14 protein-coding genes and 1 riboswitch are annotated in these 15,923 nt (G+C 73.6%); of the genes, 4 read left to right on the forward strand and 10 right to left on the reverse strand.

Going from position 1 to position 15,923, the window contains the following annotated elements; translation table 11 throughout:
• From J4557_RS20825 to J4557_RS20835, 3 genes are read right to left on the reverse strand one after another with little or no spacing between them, the layout of a single operon-like run.
• Positions 1 to 615 carry a 2'-5' RNA ligase family protein gene (locus tag J4557_RS20825; RefSeq protein WP_307800106.1) on the reverse strand — a complete coding sequence of 205 codons (615 nt, stop codon included), beginning with the start codon at positions 613 to 615 and terminating at the stop codon, positions 1 to 3.
• A gap of 2 nt (positions 616 to 617) precedes the next feature.
• On the reverse strand, positions 618 to 1,679 hold the full coding sequence (gene trpS, locus J4557_RS20830) for a tryptophan--tRNA ligase (protein WP_208268593.1): 1,062 nt from the start codon (positions 1,677 to 1,679) through the stop codon (positions 618 to 620).
• 18 nt (positions 1,680 to 1,697) lie between these two features.
• A complete protein-coding gene (locus J4557_RS20835; protein ID WP_208268402.1) occupies positions 1,698 to 2,750 on the reverse strand; it encodes a hemolysin family protein in 1,053 nt (350 codons plus the stop codon).
• 166 nt (positions 2,751 to 2,916) lie between these two features.
• Between J4557_RS20835 and galE the strand changes: the two genes are divergently transcribed.
• The gene (gene galE, locus J4557_RS20840; protein WP_208268403.1) at positions 2,917 to 3,870 is read left to right on the forward strand and encodes a UDP-glucose 4-epimerase GalE; all 954 of its coding nucleotides are present in this window, start codon (positions 2,917 to 2,919) and stop codon (positions 3,868 to 3,870) included.
• On the forward strand, positions 3,867 to 5,012 hold the full coding sequence (gene galK / locus J4557_RS20845; RefSeq protein WP_208268404.1) for a galactokinase: 1,146 nt from the start codon (positions 3,867 to 3,869) through the stop codon (positions 5,010 to 5,012). Before galE ends, galK begins: the two co-directional genes overlap by 4 nt.
• A 22-nt stretch (positions 5,013 to 5,034) precedes the next feature.
• Here the strand turns inward: galK and J4557_RS20850 are convergent, their stop codons facing one another.
• The 5 genes from J4557_RS20850 to J4557_RS20870 form a co-directional block, all read right to left on the reverse strand.
• Complete coding sequence (locus tag J4557_RS20850) at positions 5,035 to 7,725, reverse strand: hypothetical protein (protein WP_208268405.1); 2,691 nt, start codon at positions 7,723 to 7,725, stop codon at positions 5,035 to 5,037.
• Entirely contained in the window at positions 7,722 to 9,491 is a 1,770-nt protein-coding gene (locus tag J4557_RS20855; protein ID WP_208268406.1) for an HSP90 family protein, read from the reverse strand. Before J4557_RS20855 ends, J4557_RS20850 begins: the two co-directional genes overlap by 4 nt.
• Positions 9,492 to 9,646: 155 nt before the next feature.
• Complete coding sequence (locus J4557_RS20860; protein ID WP_208268407.1) at positions 9,647 to 10,636, reverse strand: malate dehydrogenase; 990 nt, start codon at positions 10,634 to 10,636, stop codon at positions 9,647 to 9,649.
• A 375-nt stretch (positions 10,637 to 11,011) separates the two neighbouring features.
• Positions 11,012 to 12,229 (reverse strand): NADP-dependent isocitrate dehydrogenase, encoded by a 1,218-nt coding sequence (locus J4557_RS20865; protein ID WP_208268408.1) that lies wholly within the window; start codon positions 12,227 to 12,229, stop codon positions 11,012 to 11,014.
• 139 nt (positions 12,230 to 12,368) lie between these two features.
• Positions 12,369 to 12,797, reverse strand: a complete 429-nt coding sequence (locus J4557_RS20870) for a DUF3017 domain-containing protein (RefSeq protein WP_208268409.1) — start codon at positions 12,795 to 12,797, stop codon at positions 12,369 to 12,371.
• A gap of 269 nt (positions 12,798 to 13,066) precedes the next feature.
• Between J4557_RS20870 and J4557_RS20875 the strand changes: the two genes are divergently transcribed.
• Positions 13,067 to 13,804 (forward strand): FHA domain-containing protein, encoded by a 738-nt coding sequence (locus tag J4557_RS20875; protein WP_190868510.1) that lies wholly within the window; start codon positions 13,067 to 13,069, stop codon positions 13,802 to 13,804.
• A gap of 186 nt (positions 13,805 to 13,990) precedes the next feature.
• Here the strand turns inward: J4557_RS20875 and J4557_RS20880 are convergent, their stop codons facing one another.
• On the reverse strand, positions 13,991 to 14,839 hold the full coding sequence (locus tag J4557_RS20880; protein WP_208268410.1) for a bifunctional methylenetetrahydrofolate dehydrogenase/methenyltetrahydrofolate cyclohydrolase: 849 nt from the start codon (positions 14,837 to 14,839) through the stop codon (positions 13,991 to 13,993).
• 46 nt (positions 14,840 to 14,885) lie between these two features.
• A riboswitch (ZMP/ZTP riboswitch) is annotated at positions 14,886 to 14,971 on the reverse strand.
• A 95-nt stretch (positions 14,972 to 15,066) separates the two neighbouring features.
• Here J4557_RS20880 and J4557_RS20885 point away from each other — a divergent pair.
• On the forward strand, positions 15,067 to 15,660 hold the full coding sequence (locus J4557_RS20885; protein WP_208268411.1) for a GNAT family N-acetyltransferase: 594 nt from the start codon (positions 15,067 to 15,069) through the stop codon (positions 15,658 to 15,660).
• 19 nt (positions 15,661 to 15,679) lie between these two features.
• Here the strand turns inward: J4557_RS20885 and J4557_RS20890 are convergent, their stop codons facing one another.
• Complete coding sequence (locus J4557_RS20890) at positions 15,680 to 15,856, reverse strand: hypothetical protein (protein WP_208268412.1); 177 nt, start codon at positions 15,854 to 15,856, stop codon at positions 15,680 to 15,682.
• Positions 15,857 to 15,923: the final 67 nt, after the last annotated feature.

The raw sequence follows: 15,923 nt of genomic DNA on the forward strand, positions 1-15,923 counted from the left end.
TCAACCGTTGAACGTTGAGTGGCGTTTCCCGTTGCCGAACACGAAATCGCATTGCGGCCGCCATACGCCGTCGAGGCCGTGCTCGTACAGCGAGAAGCCCCACGCCTCGAACTCGGCGCGGTAGGCGGACATGTCCTTGTAGGCGCGGTCCATCACGTCGTCGGGCAGGTGGTGGGCGACGGTGATGTGCGGGTGGTACGGGAACGGCAGCGGCCGGGCGAGCGGCCCCGACGCGACCTTCGCCTGGACGCGCTCGCAGCCGCCGATTCCCTGCGCCAGCGCCACGTACACGACCGGGGACACCGGTCGGAACGTTCCGCTGCCGCGCAATCGGATGCGGAACGGCCTCTCGGAATGCGCGACGTCCAGCAGGTGCGCCTCGATCGCCCCCATCTCGTCCGGGGCGACCTCGGTCGGCGGCATCAGCGTGATGTGCGTCGGGATCGCGGTGGCGAGCGGGTCGCCGTAGGAGGCGCGGGTGCGCTGCAGCTCCGTCCCGTACGGCTCCGGGATCGGGATCGCGACCCCGATCATCCGGACGCCGCCGGCGGCCGGGCCCCCGGGCACCCCGATGAAGGTGTCCGCGAGCCCGGGACGCGCCCCCTCGCCGGCCACGGTCAGCGACCGCGTCCCACGAAGCCGACCCGCTCGCGGACGATCTCCATGGTGCGCGCGGCGACCGCCCCGGCGCGCTCGGCGCCCTTCCCCAGGATCCGGTCCAGCTCCGCCGGGTCGTCCAGCAGCGCGGCGGTGCGCTCCCGGATCGGGGTGAAGGTGCCGAGGACGACCTCGGCGAGGTCCTTCTTGAACTGGCCGTAGCCGGACCCCGCGTACTTCGCCTCCAGGTCGGGGACGGACGTGCCGTCCAGCGCGGAGTAGATCCGCAGCAGGTTGGTGACGCCGGCCTTCTTCTCCTCGTCGTAGACCACCTCGGTGCCGGTGTCGGTGACCGCGCGCATGATCTTCTTGCGCATCGGGCCGGGCTCCTCCAGCACGTCGATGATGCCCTGCGGCGACGACGCCGACTTGCTCATCTTCGCGTCCGGCTCCTGCAGGTCGGTGATCTTCGCGGCGCCCTCGGGGATGTGCGCCTCCGGGGCCACGAACGTCTCGCCGAACCGGTGGTTGAACCGCTGCGCGAGCGTCCGGGTCAGCTCCAGGTGCTGCCGCTGGTCCTCGCCGACCGGCACGCGCAGCACCGCGCTGCCCGGATCCGGTGTGTACAGCAGGATGTCGGCGGCCTGCAGGACCGGGTAGGTGAACAGCCCGACGCTCGTCCCGGACGCCCCCTGCTTGGACGACTTGTCCTTGAACTGGGTCATCCGGCTCGCCTCGCCGAACCCGGTGATGCAGCCGAGCACCCACGCCAGCTCGGCGTGCTCCGGGACGTGGCTCTGCACGAACAGCGTCGCCCGGTCCGGGTCGACGCCCATCGCGATGAGCTGCGCCACCGACAGGCGGGTCCGGCGCCGGAGCAGCTCCGGGTCGTGCTCCACGGTGATCGCGTGCAGGTCGACGACGCAGTAGAACGTCTCGTGCGTGTCCTGCAGCGACACCCACTGCCGCAACGCGCCCAGGTAGTTGCCGAGGTGGAACGAGTCGGCGGTGGGCTGGATGCCGGAGAACACCCGCGGGGCGGGCGCGGCGGCCGGGCTGACTGGGCTGGACGCTTCGGGCATGTGCACGGACCGATTCTCTCAGGTGTCGTCGGAGGCTCCGCCGCCGGTGGCGGCGTCGCCGGCCGGCCGCGGGGCCGCGGCCGGTGGCACGGGCGTCGCCGGCACCGCGGGCCGCACCGCCGGCTGCGCTGACCACCGCGCCGCCGGCCGGGCCGCCTGCTGTACCGCCTGGGGCGCCGCCCGCGGCGTGACGCGCACGCGGGCCACCCGCCGGCCCTCCATCCGGGCCACCCGCAGCTCCCGGTCCGCGGCCGGGACCGAGTCGCCCTCGGCGGGCACGCGGCCGAGCACCGCCATGATGTGCCCGGCGACCGTCTCGTACGGCCCGTCCGGCAACCGGAGGCCGGTCTCGGCGGCGAAGTCGTCCAGGTTGAGCAGGCCGTCGACCTCGACCACGCCGCCGTGCAGGCGCCGTGCCTGCGCGTCCTGCACATCATATTCGTCGCGGATGTCCCCGATCAGCTCCTCCATCAGGTCCTCGAGGGTGACGATCCCCGCGACGCCGCCGTACTCGTCCATCACGATCGCCAGGTGGCAGCCCTCCCGCCGCATCTCCGACAGCACCGGCAGGACCCGCTGCGAGGACGGCAGGAACTTCACCGGCCGCACCAGCGACCCCACGGGCGCGGCCCCGTCCCGCTCCTCGGGGACGAGCAGGTCCCGGATGTGGACGAACCCGATCACCTCGTCGTGGGAGCCGCGGCACACCGGGAACCGGGAGTGCGGGCTGCCCGCCGCGGCCCGCGCCGCGGCCGCCAGCGGCATGGCCGCGTCCAGGAACACCACCTCGGTGCGGGGCACCAGCACCTCCCGCAGGGGCCGCTCCCCCGCCGCGAACACCTCCTCGATCAGCGCCCGCTCGTCCGCGGCGATCTGCGTGTTCTCCGCCACGAGGGCGCGCATGCGCTCCGCGGTCAGCTCCTCGCGCAGCGCCTTCGGATCGCCGCCCGCGAGGCGCACCACCAGGTCCGTCGAGGTGGACAGCAGCCACACCAGCGGCCGCGCGAGCCGGCCCGGCGGCCGGAACGCCGCCGGAGCGGCCGCCTGCTCGCCGCCGAGCGTCCGGTCCATGGGGTGAGCCTTCCCCTTCCGCGCCCCGGATAGCCGCCTCCACGCCGCGGATCGCCGCCCTCGTGGCCCTGACGGCCGGCGCCGCGGTTCGGGATCTCCGGGGGCGGCGATGCGGATAGCCTGGACGGCACCCCGCCGTCCAGTCGTCTTCCCAGGAGGTCCGTACGTGAAGCTGCTCGTCACCGGAGGCGCCGGCTACATCGGCAGCGTCGTCTCCGCACTGCTGCTGGAGGCGGGCCACGAGGTCGTCGTCCTGGACGACCTGTCCACCGGGCACGAGGACGCCGTCCCCGCCGGGGCGCGGCTGGTGCGCGGCACGCTGCGCGGCGCCGCCGCCGAGGTGCTGGGCGGCGGCGGGTTCGACGCCGTGCTGCACTTCGCGGCGAAGTCGCTGGTCGGCGAGTCCGTCGAGAAGCCGGGCCTGTACTGGGACAAGAACCTCGGCGAGTCCCTGGCGCTGCTGGAGGCGATGCGGACCGCCGGGGTCCCGCGGATCGTGTTCTCCTCCACCGCCGCCTGCTACGGCGAGCCGGAGTCGACGCCGATCCTGGAGACCGACCCGACCCGGCCCACCAACCCGTACGGCGCGTCCAAGCTGGCGATCGACACGACGCTCGCCGAGTACGCGCGGCTGCACGGCATCGGCGGCGTCTCGCTGCGCTACTTCAACGTCGCGGGCGCCTACGGCGCCCAGGGCGAGCGGCACACCGTCGAGACCCACCTGATCCCGAACGTGCTGAAGGTCGCGCTCGGGCAGGGCGAGGCGGTGAAGATGTTCGGCGAGGACTACCCGACCGCCGACGGCACCTGCGTCCGCGACTACATCCACGTCGCCGACCTCGGCCGCGCCCACCTGCTCGCGCTGGACGCCTGCGAGCCCGGCACCCACGAGATCTTCAACCTGGGCAGCGGCACCGGCAACTCCGTCCGCGAGGTCATCGAGGTGTGCCGCGAGGTCACCGGCCGCGACATCCCGGCCGAGGTCCACCCGCGCCGCCCCGGCGACCCGGCGGTGCTGATCGCGTCCTCCGACAAGATCCAGTCGCGGCTCGGCTGGAAGCCGGAGCGGGACCTGCGCGCCATGGTCTCGGACGCCTGGACCTTCCTGCGCTCGCGATGACCGATCTCGGCTCCGCGTTCGGCGCGGCGTTCGGGCGTCCCGCCGAGGGCGTCTGGCACGCGCCGGGCCGGATCAACCTGATCGGCGAGCACACCGACTACAACGACGGCCTCGTCCTGCCGTTCGCGCTGTCGCGGGGCGTGTCGGTCGCCGCGGCGCGCCGCGACGACGGGCTGGTCGAGGTCCGCTCCCGGCAGGCGGACGGCACCGTCACCGCACCCGTCGACGGCGGGACGGTCGTCTCCGAGGGCTGGCCGTCCGAGCGGGCCTGGGCCGCGTACCCCGTCGGCATGGCGCGGGTGCTGCGCGAGCGCGGCACCGGCGGCGCGTCCCTGCTGATCGACTCGGACCTGCCGCAGGGCGCGGGCCTGTCGTCGTCGGCCGCGCTGGAATGCGCGACCGCGCTGGCCCTCTGCGGCCTGCACGGCGTCGAGATCGACCGGCCGGAGCTGGCCCGGCTCGCGCAGCGCGCCGAGAACGAGCAGGTCGGCATGCCGTGCGGGCTGATGGACCAGTCCGCGTCGCTGCTCGCCACGCCCGGCCACGCGCTGATGCTCGACTGCCGCAGCGGCCTGTCCGCGCAGGTCCCGTTCGACCCGTCGCGGGCCGGGCTGACGCTCCTCGCCGTCGACACCCGCGCCTCCCACGCCCTCACCGGCGGCGACTACGGGCGGCGGCGCGCCGAATGCGAGGAGGCCGCCGCCCTGCTCGGCGTCGACGCGCTCCGCGACGTCAAGGACCTCGCGGGCGCGCTCGGCCGGCTCCGCGACCCGGTGCTGCGGCGCCGCGTCCAGCACGTCGTCACCGAGAACCACCGCGTCGAGGCGTCCGTCGGGCTGCTGCGCGCCGGCGCCGTCACCGAGCTCGGCGCGATGCTGAACGCCTCGCACCTGTCGCTGCGCGACCAGTTCGAGATCTCCTGGCCGGAGGCGGACGCGGCCGTCGACGCGGCGCTGCGCGCGGGCGCCCGCGGCGGCCGCATGATCGGCGGCGGGTTCGGCGGGTCGGTGATCGTGCTCACCGCGTCCGACCGCGCCGACCGGGTGCGGGACGCCATAGCGGCGGCCTACGCCAGGCGCGGCTGGACGGCGCCGGAGTTCCTCGACGCCGTCCCGTCCGCCGGGGCCCGCCGACTGGCCTGACCCCGCCGCACGGGCTGACGCGTCACTCCTGGAGCGCCGACCTGATGTCGGCGAGGAGGGCGGCGGCCTGGTCGGCGGGACCGGTCTCGTCCAGCGACCGGAAGCCGTCCACCGCGGCGGACGCGTACGGCTCCGCGTCCGCCGCACGCCCGGTCTGGGCGAGGATGCGCGCCTGGTCGTAGGACACGAGCGCGGTCTCCCAGGTGCGGGGCGGGCCGTCCGGCAGGGCCTCCAGGGCGGCGCGGGCCGCCTCCACCGTCGCGACCGCCCGCTCCGGCTCGCCGCTCCACAGCAGGCACATCGCCGCGCGGCGGCGCGCCCGGACGGCCCCCTGCGGGTCGCCCGCACCGGCGTGGGCGTCGGCGGCCTCCCCGAAACGCTCGGCGGCCAGAGCGTCCTTGTCGAGGCTCGTCAGGATCTCGGCCGCCTCCTCCAGGAAATGCGCGGCGGCGCCGGGCTCGCCGTCCTTCGCGGCGTCCTCGGCGAGGGACGCGAACGTCTCGGCCCCGCCCTCCTCCCCCATCGCCTTCTGCGCGTGCGCCAGGATCAGCCGCGCCCGCCTCCTGGCATGCCCGACGGACGGGTCGGCGGGATCATCCTCGGTGAGCGCTTGGAGGACCTCCTCGGCGACCTCGGCGGCCTCCAGGGGACGCCCGGTCGACAGGTAACCGCCCGCGAGGTCCACCCGCACGCGCACGGCGTACTCGTGCAGGCCGTCGGCCGTCCACTCCGCGACCGCCTCGACGAGGTCGGGGACGCCGTCGGCCGGACGGTCCAGCGCGACCAGCGAGGCACCGCGCTCGGCGAGCGCTTCCGCACGCATCGGCGACGGCTCGGGCATCGCGCCGATCGCCTCGTCCAGCAGCGCGATCGTGGCCTCGTCGGGACCGCCCTGGTGCCGCGACAGCGCCCGGGCGAGTTGGAACGCGGGCGCAGCGATCTCCTCCGGGCGCTGCGACGCGCGCGCCAGGTCGGCGGAGCGGCGCAGCGCCGCGATCCCCTCCTCCATCTCGTCGGACAGCAACAGCGCCTGCCCCCGCAGGAACCACACCTCGGCCTCGTCGTCCCGCGCGTCCTCGGAGACGATCCGGCCGAGCGCCGCGTACGCGTCGGCGGGCCGCTCCATCTGCAGGTACACGGTCGCGAGACGGATGAGCGCGGACGTGGCCTCACCGGGCTCGTCCGGGTCCGCGACGGCGTGTTCCGCGGCCGCGATCACCTGGTCCAGGCCGCTCTCGTCGCCCTGGTCGACGCGGAGCGCGCCGAGGCGTCCGAGGGTCCGCTGCCGGCGCCCCTCCGCGCCCAGGTCGCCGAACAGGCGGGCCGCCTCCTCCCAGCACTCGGCCGCGCCCGCGAGGTCACCGGCGACGGCGAGCTCGACACCCCGCGCGTCGAGCCGGCGCGCCTTCTGCAGCGGCGTCGGCTCGGTCTCACCCGCGAGGACGTCGAAGCGCCGCAAGGCGGCCGCCCTGCGGCGCCGGTCGGCGCCGGATCCGCGCCTTCCCGCGATGTCCAGCAGGGCCTCGAGATCCTCCGACGACGCGATGTCGTCCGGCTCCTCCTCCTGCGGGGCGGCCGGCGCGACGGCCGGAGCCGGGGCGGGATGGCGGTGGTGCGCGGCCAGCGGGACGAACCCGAACACCGGCTCGGCCGCCAGCAGCGCCCGCACCTTGCCACCCTGGTGGGACGTGCCGTTGCGGGCGTCGAACCGGGCCGCCAGGTCCGTCGCGCGCGCCTCCAGTTCGGCGCGCAGCTCCGCGACCGGCACGTCCGCCGCGGGACGGCCGCCCGACGCGGGACGGCGGACCGTCACCGCGTCCCGCCCCGACGCCGCGACCCGCCCCAGCACCGCGGCCGCCGCGGCGGAGAACATCATCTCCGCGTGCGCGTGCGGCGCCCGGTCCAGCCACCCGAGATGCCGCTGCACGATCTCCAGCCCGCGCGCGTCGTTCCCGGTCAGCACGCAGAACTCCAGATGATCGGCGATGTCGCCGAGATCGGCGACCTGCCGCCGGTGCGCCCGGTACGCGCGGCGGTGCGCGTCGGCCGCCGCCTCGGGACGGCCCGTCCGCAGGTACACCGGCAGCATCGCCGTCTGGATGCCCTGCGGCTGCTCCTTGCACGACAGCTCGGACGCCAGCACCGGCGCCGCGATCTCCGCGGCCTCCTCGTACCGCCCGGCGTCCGCGAGATGCGCCACCATGCCGGTCGGGTCGCAGCCCTCGCAGTCCGACAGCTGGTCGCGCTGCGCCGCCCGCCACCGGGCGAACCAGTCGTCCGCCGACGGGTCGCCGAGATGCCGCGCCACGATGTGCCGCCGCCGGTACACCGCCTGGAGGCTGTGGCCGCCCGCCCGGTAGCGGCGCTCCATGTCGTCCAGCACCGCACGCGTCCGGTCGAGGGGGATCTCCGGGAACTTCGTCAGGGAGCTCACCACCGCCTTCATCTGCCACAGCAGGACCAGCGGCTCGTCGAACCGGCCGGGATCGCGGTCGTGCTCGGCCAGGGTCCGCCCGAACGTCGCGAACGCCTTCGCCGGCTCGCCGCCGAACTGGTACGCGTCGGTGAGCCGGACCCGCACCCGGAACGCCAGCACCTCGTCGCCGGCCTCCTCCGCGCGGCGCAGCGCGTCCTCCACCAGGACGGTCCGGGCCTCCCCGTACGGAAGCTCCTGCGCCCGCGTCATCAGCGCGTACACGTCGTCGATGCTCACTGGCCCGCCTCCGGGGGATGGACGGCCCACTCCAGCAGGCCGATGAACGAACGGTTCAGCACCGCCGTGTCCGCGGGACGCAGCGGATGGTGCCCGAGCAGCAGCGCCTGCCCGTACAGCGCCTGCACGGCCGGCTCCACCGGCCCGTCCGCGCCGAGCGCCGTCACGCGCCGCGTCAGCGGATTGCGGTAGTTCAGCACCAGCTGCGGACGCTCCACCCCCGCCGACGCGCCGACCGCGCCGAGCACGTCCGCCCAGAGCTCGCCGGCCTCCTCCCGCGCCCGCGACAGCTCCTCCCGGAACTGCGCGTCCCGGCTGGTCAGGTACAGCGCCGGCAGCGACGCCGGATCGAAGTCCCGGACGACCACCTCGCAGCCGAGCCGCTCCACCGCCCGCTGCGCCGCCGCCAGGAACGGCCGCAGCGCCAGCTCCGCCGCCGGATCCAGCAGCCCGAACGCCGTCGCCAGCTCGGACGCGTCCAGCCGGGCCAGGCGGACGTCCGGATCGAGGTCCGGCAGCCGCTCGATGATCTCGGTGTCGTGCACGTAGCCGCCGTTGACCAGCCCGACGCCCTGCGCGCCCGCCACCGCCGACAGCCGCCGGAACTCCTCCACGCTGCCGGTGAACCGGCCGTCCGGGTGCCGCCGCCGGAACTCGTGCAGCGTCATCGGTCCCGCCGACGTCTCGTACTCCATCCACCGGTCGACGATCCGCAGCATGTCGTCGTCGTGCAGCGCCATCGCCTTCACGCCGAGCTGGTGCAGCCGCAGGAACGCGCGCAGCCGCGGCGGATCGGTCTCCGCCAGCCGCACCAGCCACTGCCGCAGCACCTCGCCGAGGCCCTGCCGCGCCGACTCCAGCAGCTCGTCCTCGAACAGCGCCTCCCGGCTCGCCGTCGGCCGCAGCTCCCCCGCGTCCACGACGCACCGGACGAAGAACGCCCACTCCGGCAGCAGCCCCTGCACGCTCTCCGCCAGCAGCATCCGCTTCAGGTAGACGCGGTGCGCGCCGCGCGCCGTCGGCGACACCGGCTCCGGCAGGACGAACGCGACCCCGGTCAGCCCCGCCTCCGCCACCTCCAGGTCCACCACGTCGAACGGCGTGAACCCGTACAGCTCCTCGCAGTACCGCTCCAGCGCCCGCCGCCGCGCCGCCGGATCGCGGTACGACGCCCGCCACGGCGGGCCCTCGCCCGTGACCGGGACCCCGTCCACGACCAGCTCGATCGGGAGCAGCGAGCCGTAGGTGCGGGCCAGCTCCGCCACCACCGGCGCGCTCAGCAGCTCCGCCGACCCCGGCCGCGCCCGCAGCGTCACCGTCGTGCCCGGCTCGTCGCGCTCTCCCGGCTCGACCCGGTAACTGCCCTCCGACCGGCCCGTCCACCGGACCGCGCCGCCGCCCTTCGCGGACCGCGACACCACCTCGATCTCGTCCGCCACCAGGAACCCCGACAGCAGCCCGATGCCGAACTGGCCGAGGAAGTCGTGCCGCGCGAACCCCAGCTCGTCCCGCTTCGACGACCGGCCGATCGTGGCCAGCAGCGTGTGCACCTCGTCCGCCGTCAGCCCCACGCCGTCGTCGTGCACCCGCAGCGCGCCGCCGCCGGTCTCGATCACCACGCGGCCGCCGCCACCGCCCCGCGCCGTGATCGCGTCCACCGCGTTCTGCAGCAGCTCGCGCAGGTACACCCGCGGGCTCGCGTACAGATGGCGGCTGAGCAGATCCACCACGCCGCGCAGATCCACCTGGAAAGCCTGATCCGCCACCCGCGTCCCTCCCCGTCGCCTTCGAAGCGATCACACCCTAACGACCGCTGCCGACAGGTTCGCGGGAATTACGACGCGAACGAGCCCCGGACCGCGGAGGTCCGGGGCTCGCGCGTACGCCGTACGGGTACGGGCCGGTCAGATCGGGCGGCCGGTCAGATCAGGCCGAGCTTGCGGACGGCGTCGCGCTCCTCCGCCAGCTCGTTCACCGACGCGTCGATCCGCGCGCGGGAGAAGTCGTCGATCTCCAGACCCTGGACGATCTCCCACTTCCCGTCCTCGGTGGTGACCGGGAACGAGGAGATCAGGCCCTCCGGCACGCCGTAGGAGCCGTCCGACACGACCGCCATCGACGTCCAGTCGCCGTCGGCGGTGCCGTTCACCCAGGTGTGCACGTGGTCGATCGCCGCGGACGCCGCCGACGCCGCCGACGACGCGCCCCGCGCCTCGATGATCGCGGCGCCGCGCTTGGCGACGGTCGGGATGAAGTCGTTCTCCAGCCAGGCCTGGTCGTTCACCGTCTCGGCCGCGTTCTTGCCGCCGATCTCCGCGTGGAACACGTCCGGGTACTGCGTGGCGGAGTGGTTGCCCCAGATCGTCATCTTCTTGATGTCGGCGACGGACACGCCCGCCTTCTTCGACAGCTGCGCGAGCGCGCGGTTGTGGTCCAGGCGGGTCATCGCGGTGAACCGCTCGGCCGGGACGTCCGGCGCGTGCGACTGCGCGATCAGCGCGTTGGTGTTGGCGGGGTTGCCGACCACCAGCACCTTCACGTCGTCCGCGGCGCCGGCGTTGATCGCCTCGCCCTGCGGCTTGAAGATGCCGCCGTTGGCCTCCAGCAGGTCGCCGCGCTCCATGCCCTTCGTGCGCGGGCGGGCGCCGACCAGCAGCGCCACGTTCGTCCCCTCGAACGCCGCGGTGGCGTCGTCGAAGATGTCGATGCCGCTCAGCAGCGGGAACGCGCAGTCGTCCAGCTCCATCGCGGTGCCCTCGGCGGCCTTCACCGCCTGCGGGATCTCCAGCAGCCGCAGGCGGACGGGTACGTCCGCGCCGAGCAGGTGTCCGGAGGCGATGCGGAACAGCAGCGCGTAGCCGATCTGGCCCGCGGCGCCGGTAACGGTGACTGTGACTGGGGTGCGCGTCATGCGTCCTTCTCCTGCTGTGACCTGACGGGGCTCAGGCGGCCATCCTTCGAACCCGACCGCCGAAGAGCCCCCAGGGAACCGGTCCGCCGCACGGGTTCTCTCGCCGTCGAGATATTTCCGACGTCAGGCTATCGCGCGCGGCCCGCCCGTCATGCGCCAGGTGCCCGCCCCGGCATGGTTCACACCCCGCGCACGCGAAAGGCCGCCCCGGGACGAACCCGGGACGGCCTCATCCCCGCCGAGGCGGGGCCGGCTTCCCGACCCCGTGTGCGCGGGGGGCACGGCAAGGACACTCCTTGCCTGACCAGTGAGCAGGGACCATCCCCGCATGTGCGGGGAGCGTTCGAGTGAACGCCAACGGTCATGTCACACTGCTCAGGCGTTGACCTTCTTCTGGAGGTTGGTGTCCAGGGCCTCGAGGAACTGCTGCGTCGTCAGCCAAGGCGTGTCGTTTCCGACCAGCAAGGCCAGGTCCTTGGTCATCTGGCCGGCCTCGACGGTCTCGACGCAGACCTCTTCGAGGGCGCGGGCGAAGCCGATGAGCTCCTTGTTGCCGTCGAGCTTGCCGCGGTGCTCGAGGCCGCGGGTCCAGGCGAAGATCGACGCGATCGGGTTGGTCGACGTCGGCTTGCCCTGCTGGTGCTGCCGGTAGTGCCGGGTCACCGTGCCGTGCGCGGCCTCGGCCTCGACGGTCTTGCCGTCGGGCGTCATGAGGACGGAGGTCATCAGGCCGAGCGAGCCGAAGCCCTGCGCGAGGGTGTCGGACTGCACGTCGCCGTCGTAGTTCTTGGCGGCCCAGACGAAGCCGCCCTCCCACTTGAGCGCGGCGGCGACCATGTCGTCGATGAGCCGGTGCTCGTAGGTGATGCCCTTGGCCTCGAAATCGGCCTTGAACTCGGTCTCGAAGATCTCCTGGAAGAGGTCCTTGAACCGGCCGTCGTAGGCCTTGAGGATCGTGTTCTTCGTGGACAGGTACAGCGGCATCTCGCGGCTCAGCGCGTACCGCATGCTCGTCCGGGCGAAGTCGCGGATCGAGTCGTCGTAGTTGTACATGCCCATGGCGACGCCGCCGCCCGGGAAGTCGGCGACCTCCATCTCCATGGGCTCGCCGCCGTCCCGCGGCGTGTAGGTGATCGTCACCTTGCCGGGGCCGGGGACCACGAAGTCGGTCGCCTTGTACTGGTCGCCGTGGGCGTGGCGGCCGATGATGATCGGCTTCGTCCAGCCGGGCACCAGGCGCGGGATGTTCGACACGACGATGGGCTCACGGAAGATCACGCCGCCGAGGATGTTGCGGATCGTTCCATTGGGGGAACGCCACATCTTCTTCAGGCCGAACTCTTCGACGCGCGCCTCGTCGGGGGTGATGGTGGCGCACTTGACGCCGACGCCGTGCTCGGCGATGGCCTTCGCGGCGTCGATGGTGACCTGGTCGTCCGTGGCGTCACGGTGCTCGATCCCCAGGTCGTAGTACCTCAGGTCCACGTCGAGGTAGGGCAGGATCAGCTGGTCCTTGATGAATTTCCAGATGATCCGCGTCATTTCGTCGCCGTCGAGTTCGACGACCGGGCCCGCTACTTTGATCTTGGGCATGCTGTTGCTGTCCCTTTCCTACACCTGGCCAGCAGTCCTTGTAAGGCTCAACTGGCAAGGCTAGCCGAGGCCCGGAAGCGGTCTAGACCTGGGCTCCCGGCGAGACCGGCCGCACCCCCGGCGACCTGCGGAAACATCGTTAGCCGGGCGAACCGTCCCGGCGCCGGACGAGCAGCAGCCGCACCCCGCGGGCCGCCATGACCAGGGCGATCAGCACGCCGAACGCGCCCGCGCCGACGAGGCCGGTCTTGTTCATCGGGGGGATGCTGAGCGCGACGAACGCGACCATCTCGCCGAGGATGACGAGCGTCCAGCAGTCGATCGGGCGGCTGCGGACGGCGAGCAGGCCGAGCTGGGACTCCGGCAGCAGGAGCCGCGCGAGCGCGCCGAACAGCAGCGCGGCGGCCATCAGGCCGGAGCCCTTCCGGAAGTAGTCGAGGGCGCAGAGGGCGAGGCCGCCGCCGACGCCGCTGAGCACGATGAGGTACGGCAGCCGCGCGAGCCACTGGGGGGCGGCGCTCTTGCCGGCCGGCGCCCTGCGCCGGCGCCGGTGCACCTGGGTGCTCATGGGTCCACGGTAATGCCGATCGGCGCGTGGCACGACATCTCGGCGCGGCGGGGCGGGGTGTTCGAAGCCGGGTGAGGGGTCCGGTGATCGTTCGTCCGGATCGGCGGCCGGACTTGTGCTCCGGCGACGGAATCGCACCCGGTCCGGCTGGTGGCGAAGAGCCCCGAATGCCTTGCGCCATCGGTGCTACTCGCCAGTAGGAGGGTGTGACGGGGGTCCGCCCGGGTAACCCGGCAGACAGGGGTCGCTAACTAGCTGGGAGGACTGCCGTGGAGGGGCCGTTCATGCGGATCGAGGACAGCGGGCTGGTGGTGCCGCTGCGCCCCGACGTAACGACGGTCGGGAGAGGGAGAGGAGTCGACATCCGCCTCGACGACCCGAGTGTGTCCCGTTTGCACGCCGAGATCGTGCGGCGCGGCCCGTACGTCTACGTCGTCGACATGGGTCTGTCCCGCAACGGGACCCGTGTCAACGGCCGGCCGATCGCCCGCCGTGTGCTGGAGGACGGTGACGTCGTGAGCTTCGGCACGGCGCGCTGCCGGATGGGGGGCATCCCCCGTGAGGAGGTCGACCCGGACGTCGAGCTGCGGCGTGCCGTGGCCCCCGAGCTCACCCGCCGCGAGGTCGACGTACTGACCGCACTGTGCCGTCCCGCACTGTCCGACGAGGCGTTCGTGGCCCCCGCCACGGCGCGCGACATCGCGGGAGAGCTGGTGGTGACCGAGGCCGCGGTGAAGCAGCACCTGCTGCGGCTCTACCAGAAGTTCCGGATCCCGGAGGGGGCCAACCGGCGCACCCGGCTGGCCAACGAGGTCATCGCGATGGGGCTCGTCCGGCCGCTGCCGCCGGTGCACGTGCCCCAGCAGGGCCGCCCTCCGATCGACGGGCGCCCGCCGGGGATGCGGGGCCCGGCGGAGGCGCGCAGGCCGGGAGCGCCGGGACACGCGCCCGGCCATCCGGGTCCGGCGCGTACCGCGCACACCACGGCTGGCCGCAGGGCCAGCTGAGGGTGCCGGACCGGCCGGGCCGAGCGTGCGGTCGCCCTTGACGGCAGCGCGATGAGGGCGACCGCCGGACCCGCCCGAGCGGGGCCGCGCAAGTGACGGCGCGGCTCCGTCCGGGAGTGTCCGGGTGAAGCGGAGGGGCCGCCACCGTGGGTGTCGGTGGCGGCCCTCACGCATGTCCGGGACCGGTCAGGCCGATCCCTCGGCGGCCTCGACGACGTTCTGCAGCAGCATCGCGCGGGTCATGGGGCCGACGCCGCCGGGGTTGGGGGCGACCCACCCGGCGACGTCGCGGACGTCGGCGGCGACGTCGCCGGTCAGCTTGCCGTCGACGCGGGAGACGCCGACGTCGAGGACGGCGGCGCCGGGCTTGACCATGCCGGCGGTGATCAGGCCGGGGACGCCGGCGGCGGCGACGACGATGTCGGCGGCGCGGGTGTGCGCGGCGAGGTCGCGGGTGGCGGTGTGGCAGAGGGTGACGGTGGCGTTCTCGCTGCGGCGGGTCAGCAGCAGGCCGAGGGACCGGCCGACGGTGATGCCGCGGCCGACGACGGTGACCTCGGCACCCTTGATCGGGACGTCGTAGTGGCGGAGCAGCTCGATGATGCCCTTCGGGGTGCAGGGCAGCGGGCCGGGCTGCATCAGCACGAGCCGTCCGAGGTTCGTCGGGTGCAGGCCGTCGGCGTCCTTGGCGGGGTCGATCAGCTCCAGCACGCGCTGCTCGTCCAGGCCCTTGGGAAGCGGGAGCTGGACGATGTAGCCGGTGCAGGCGGGGTCGGCGTTGAGCTCGGCGACGGCCTGCTCCACGTCGGCCTGCGAGGCGGTCTCGGGCAGGTCGCGGCGGATGCTCTCGATGCCGACCTCGGCGCAGTCGCGGTGCTTCATGTTCACGTAGGAGCGGCTGCCCGGGTCGTCGCCGACCAGGACGGTGCCGAGGCCGACGGACACGCCGCGGTCGCGGAGCGCCTCGACGCGGCGCTTGAGGTCGGAGCGGATCTCGGCGGCCAGGGCCTTGCCGTCCAGAATCTGTGCGGTCATGCATGCCTCCGCGGTGTCTCGCCAGGGACCGAGCCCGGCTCGAGGTCCCGTCCACCCAGGCGCGCGGTGTCCGGACTGTCGTTCGCTCCCCGGTGGTGATCCACCTTGACCGCGCCAGTCGCGTCGAAACCCCATGGTAGCCGCCCCGGGGGGCGGCGAGTGGCTCGCGGAAATCGCCGTGAAGTGGCCCTGCCGGACGCTCAGCGGCCCCTCGTAGCGTGGACTCCATGAGCGACGAGTGGTTTGCCCGGCCGGTCCTGACCGGGCGTTACGTGCGTCTGGAGCCCCTTTCCCTCGACCATGTGGACGGGCTGTTCGAGGCGTCGAAGGAGCCGTCGATCTGGACGTGGAAGAGCGAGCACCAGCCGGAGACCGTGGACGCCATGCGCGCCTGGGTCGAGAAGGCGCTGGCGGGGTGCGAGCGCGGGCTCCGGCTGCCGTGGGCGCAGGTCGACGTGGCGACCGGGGAGGTCGCGGGGAGCACGTCGTACTACGAGATCGCGCCGCACGACCGGGGGCTGTGCATCGGGCACACCTGGCTGGGGGCGCGCTGGCAGCGGACGGGGTTCAACACCGAGTCGAAACTGCTGCTGCTTCAGCGCGCCTTCGACGACCTGGGGGCGATCCGGGTGGGCTGGCACACGCACATCCGCAACGAGCGGTCGCGGGCGGCGATCGAGCGTCTCGGCGCGTCGTTCGAGGGGATCCACCGCAAGCACCGGGTCCTCGCTGACGGGTCGATCCGCGACACCGCCGTCTTCGCGATGACCGACGACGACTGGCCGGAGGCGTCGAAGGCGCTGCGCGGCAAGCTGCGCTGACGACCGCCGAAGGGCCGCGCTAGTCGTCGGCGCGTTCGCGGCGGGCCAGGATCCGGTCGGTGCCGTGCCAGCCGAGATGGCCCGCGAGCATCGCGGCCAGCACCGCGGCGACGAGCCCGACGGCCTGCCGGGACTCCATCAGCAGCGCGTCGGCCTGGCCGATGTGGGCGACCAGAAAGGTCGTCAGCGAGTCCATGCGCGCCTCCCTAGGCGGGCGATCGCGCCGGGGGTCGGGAACGTCAGGGGGCGCGGCCAGCCAGAGG

It is taken from the genome of Actinomadura nitritigenes, from assembly GCF_017573545.1.
GTDB lineage: Bacteria > Actinomycetota > Actinomycetes > Streptosporangiales > Streptosporangiaceae > Spirillospora > Spirillospora nitritigenes.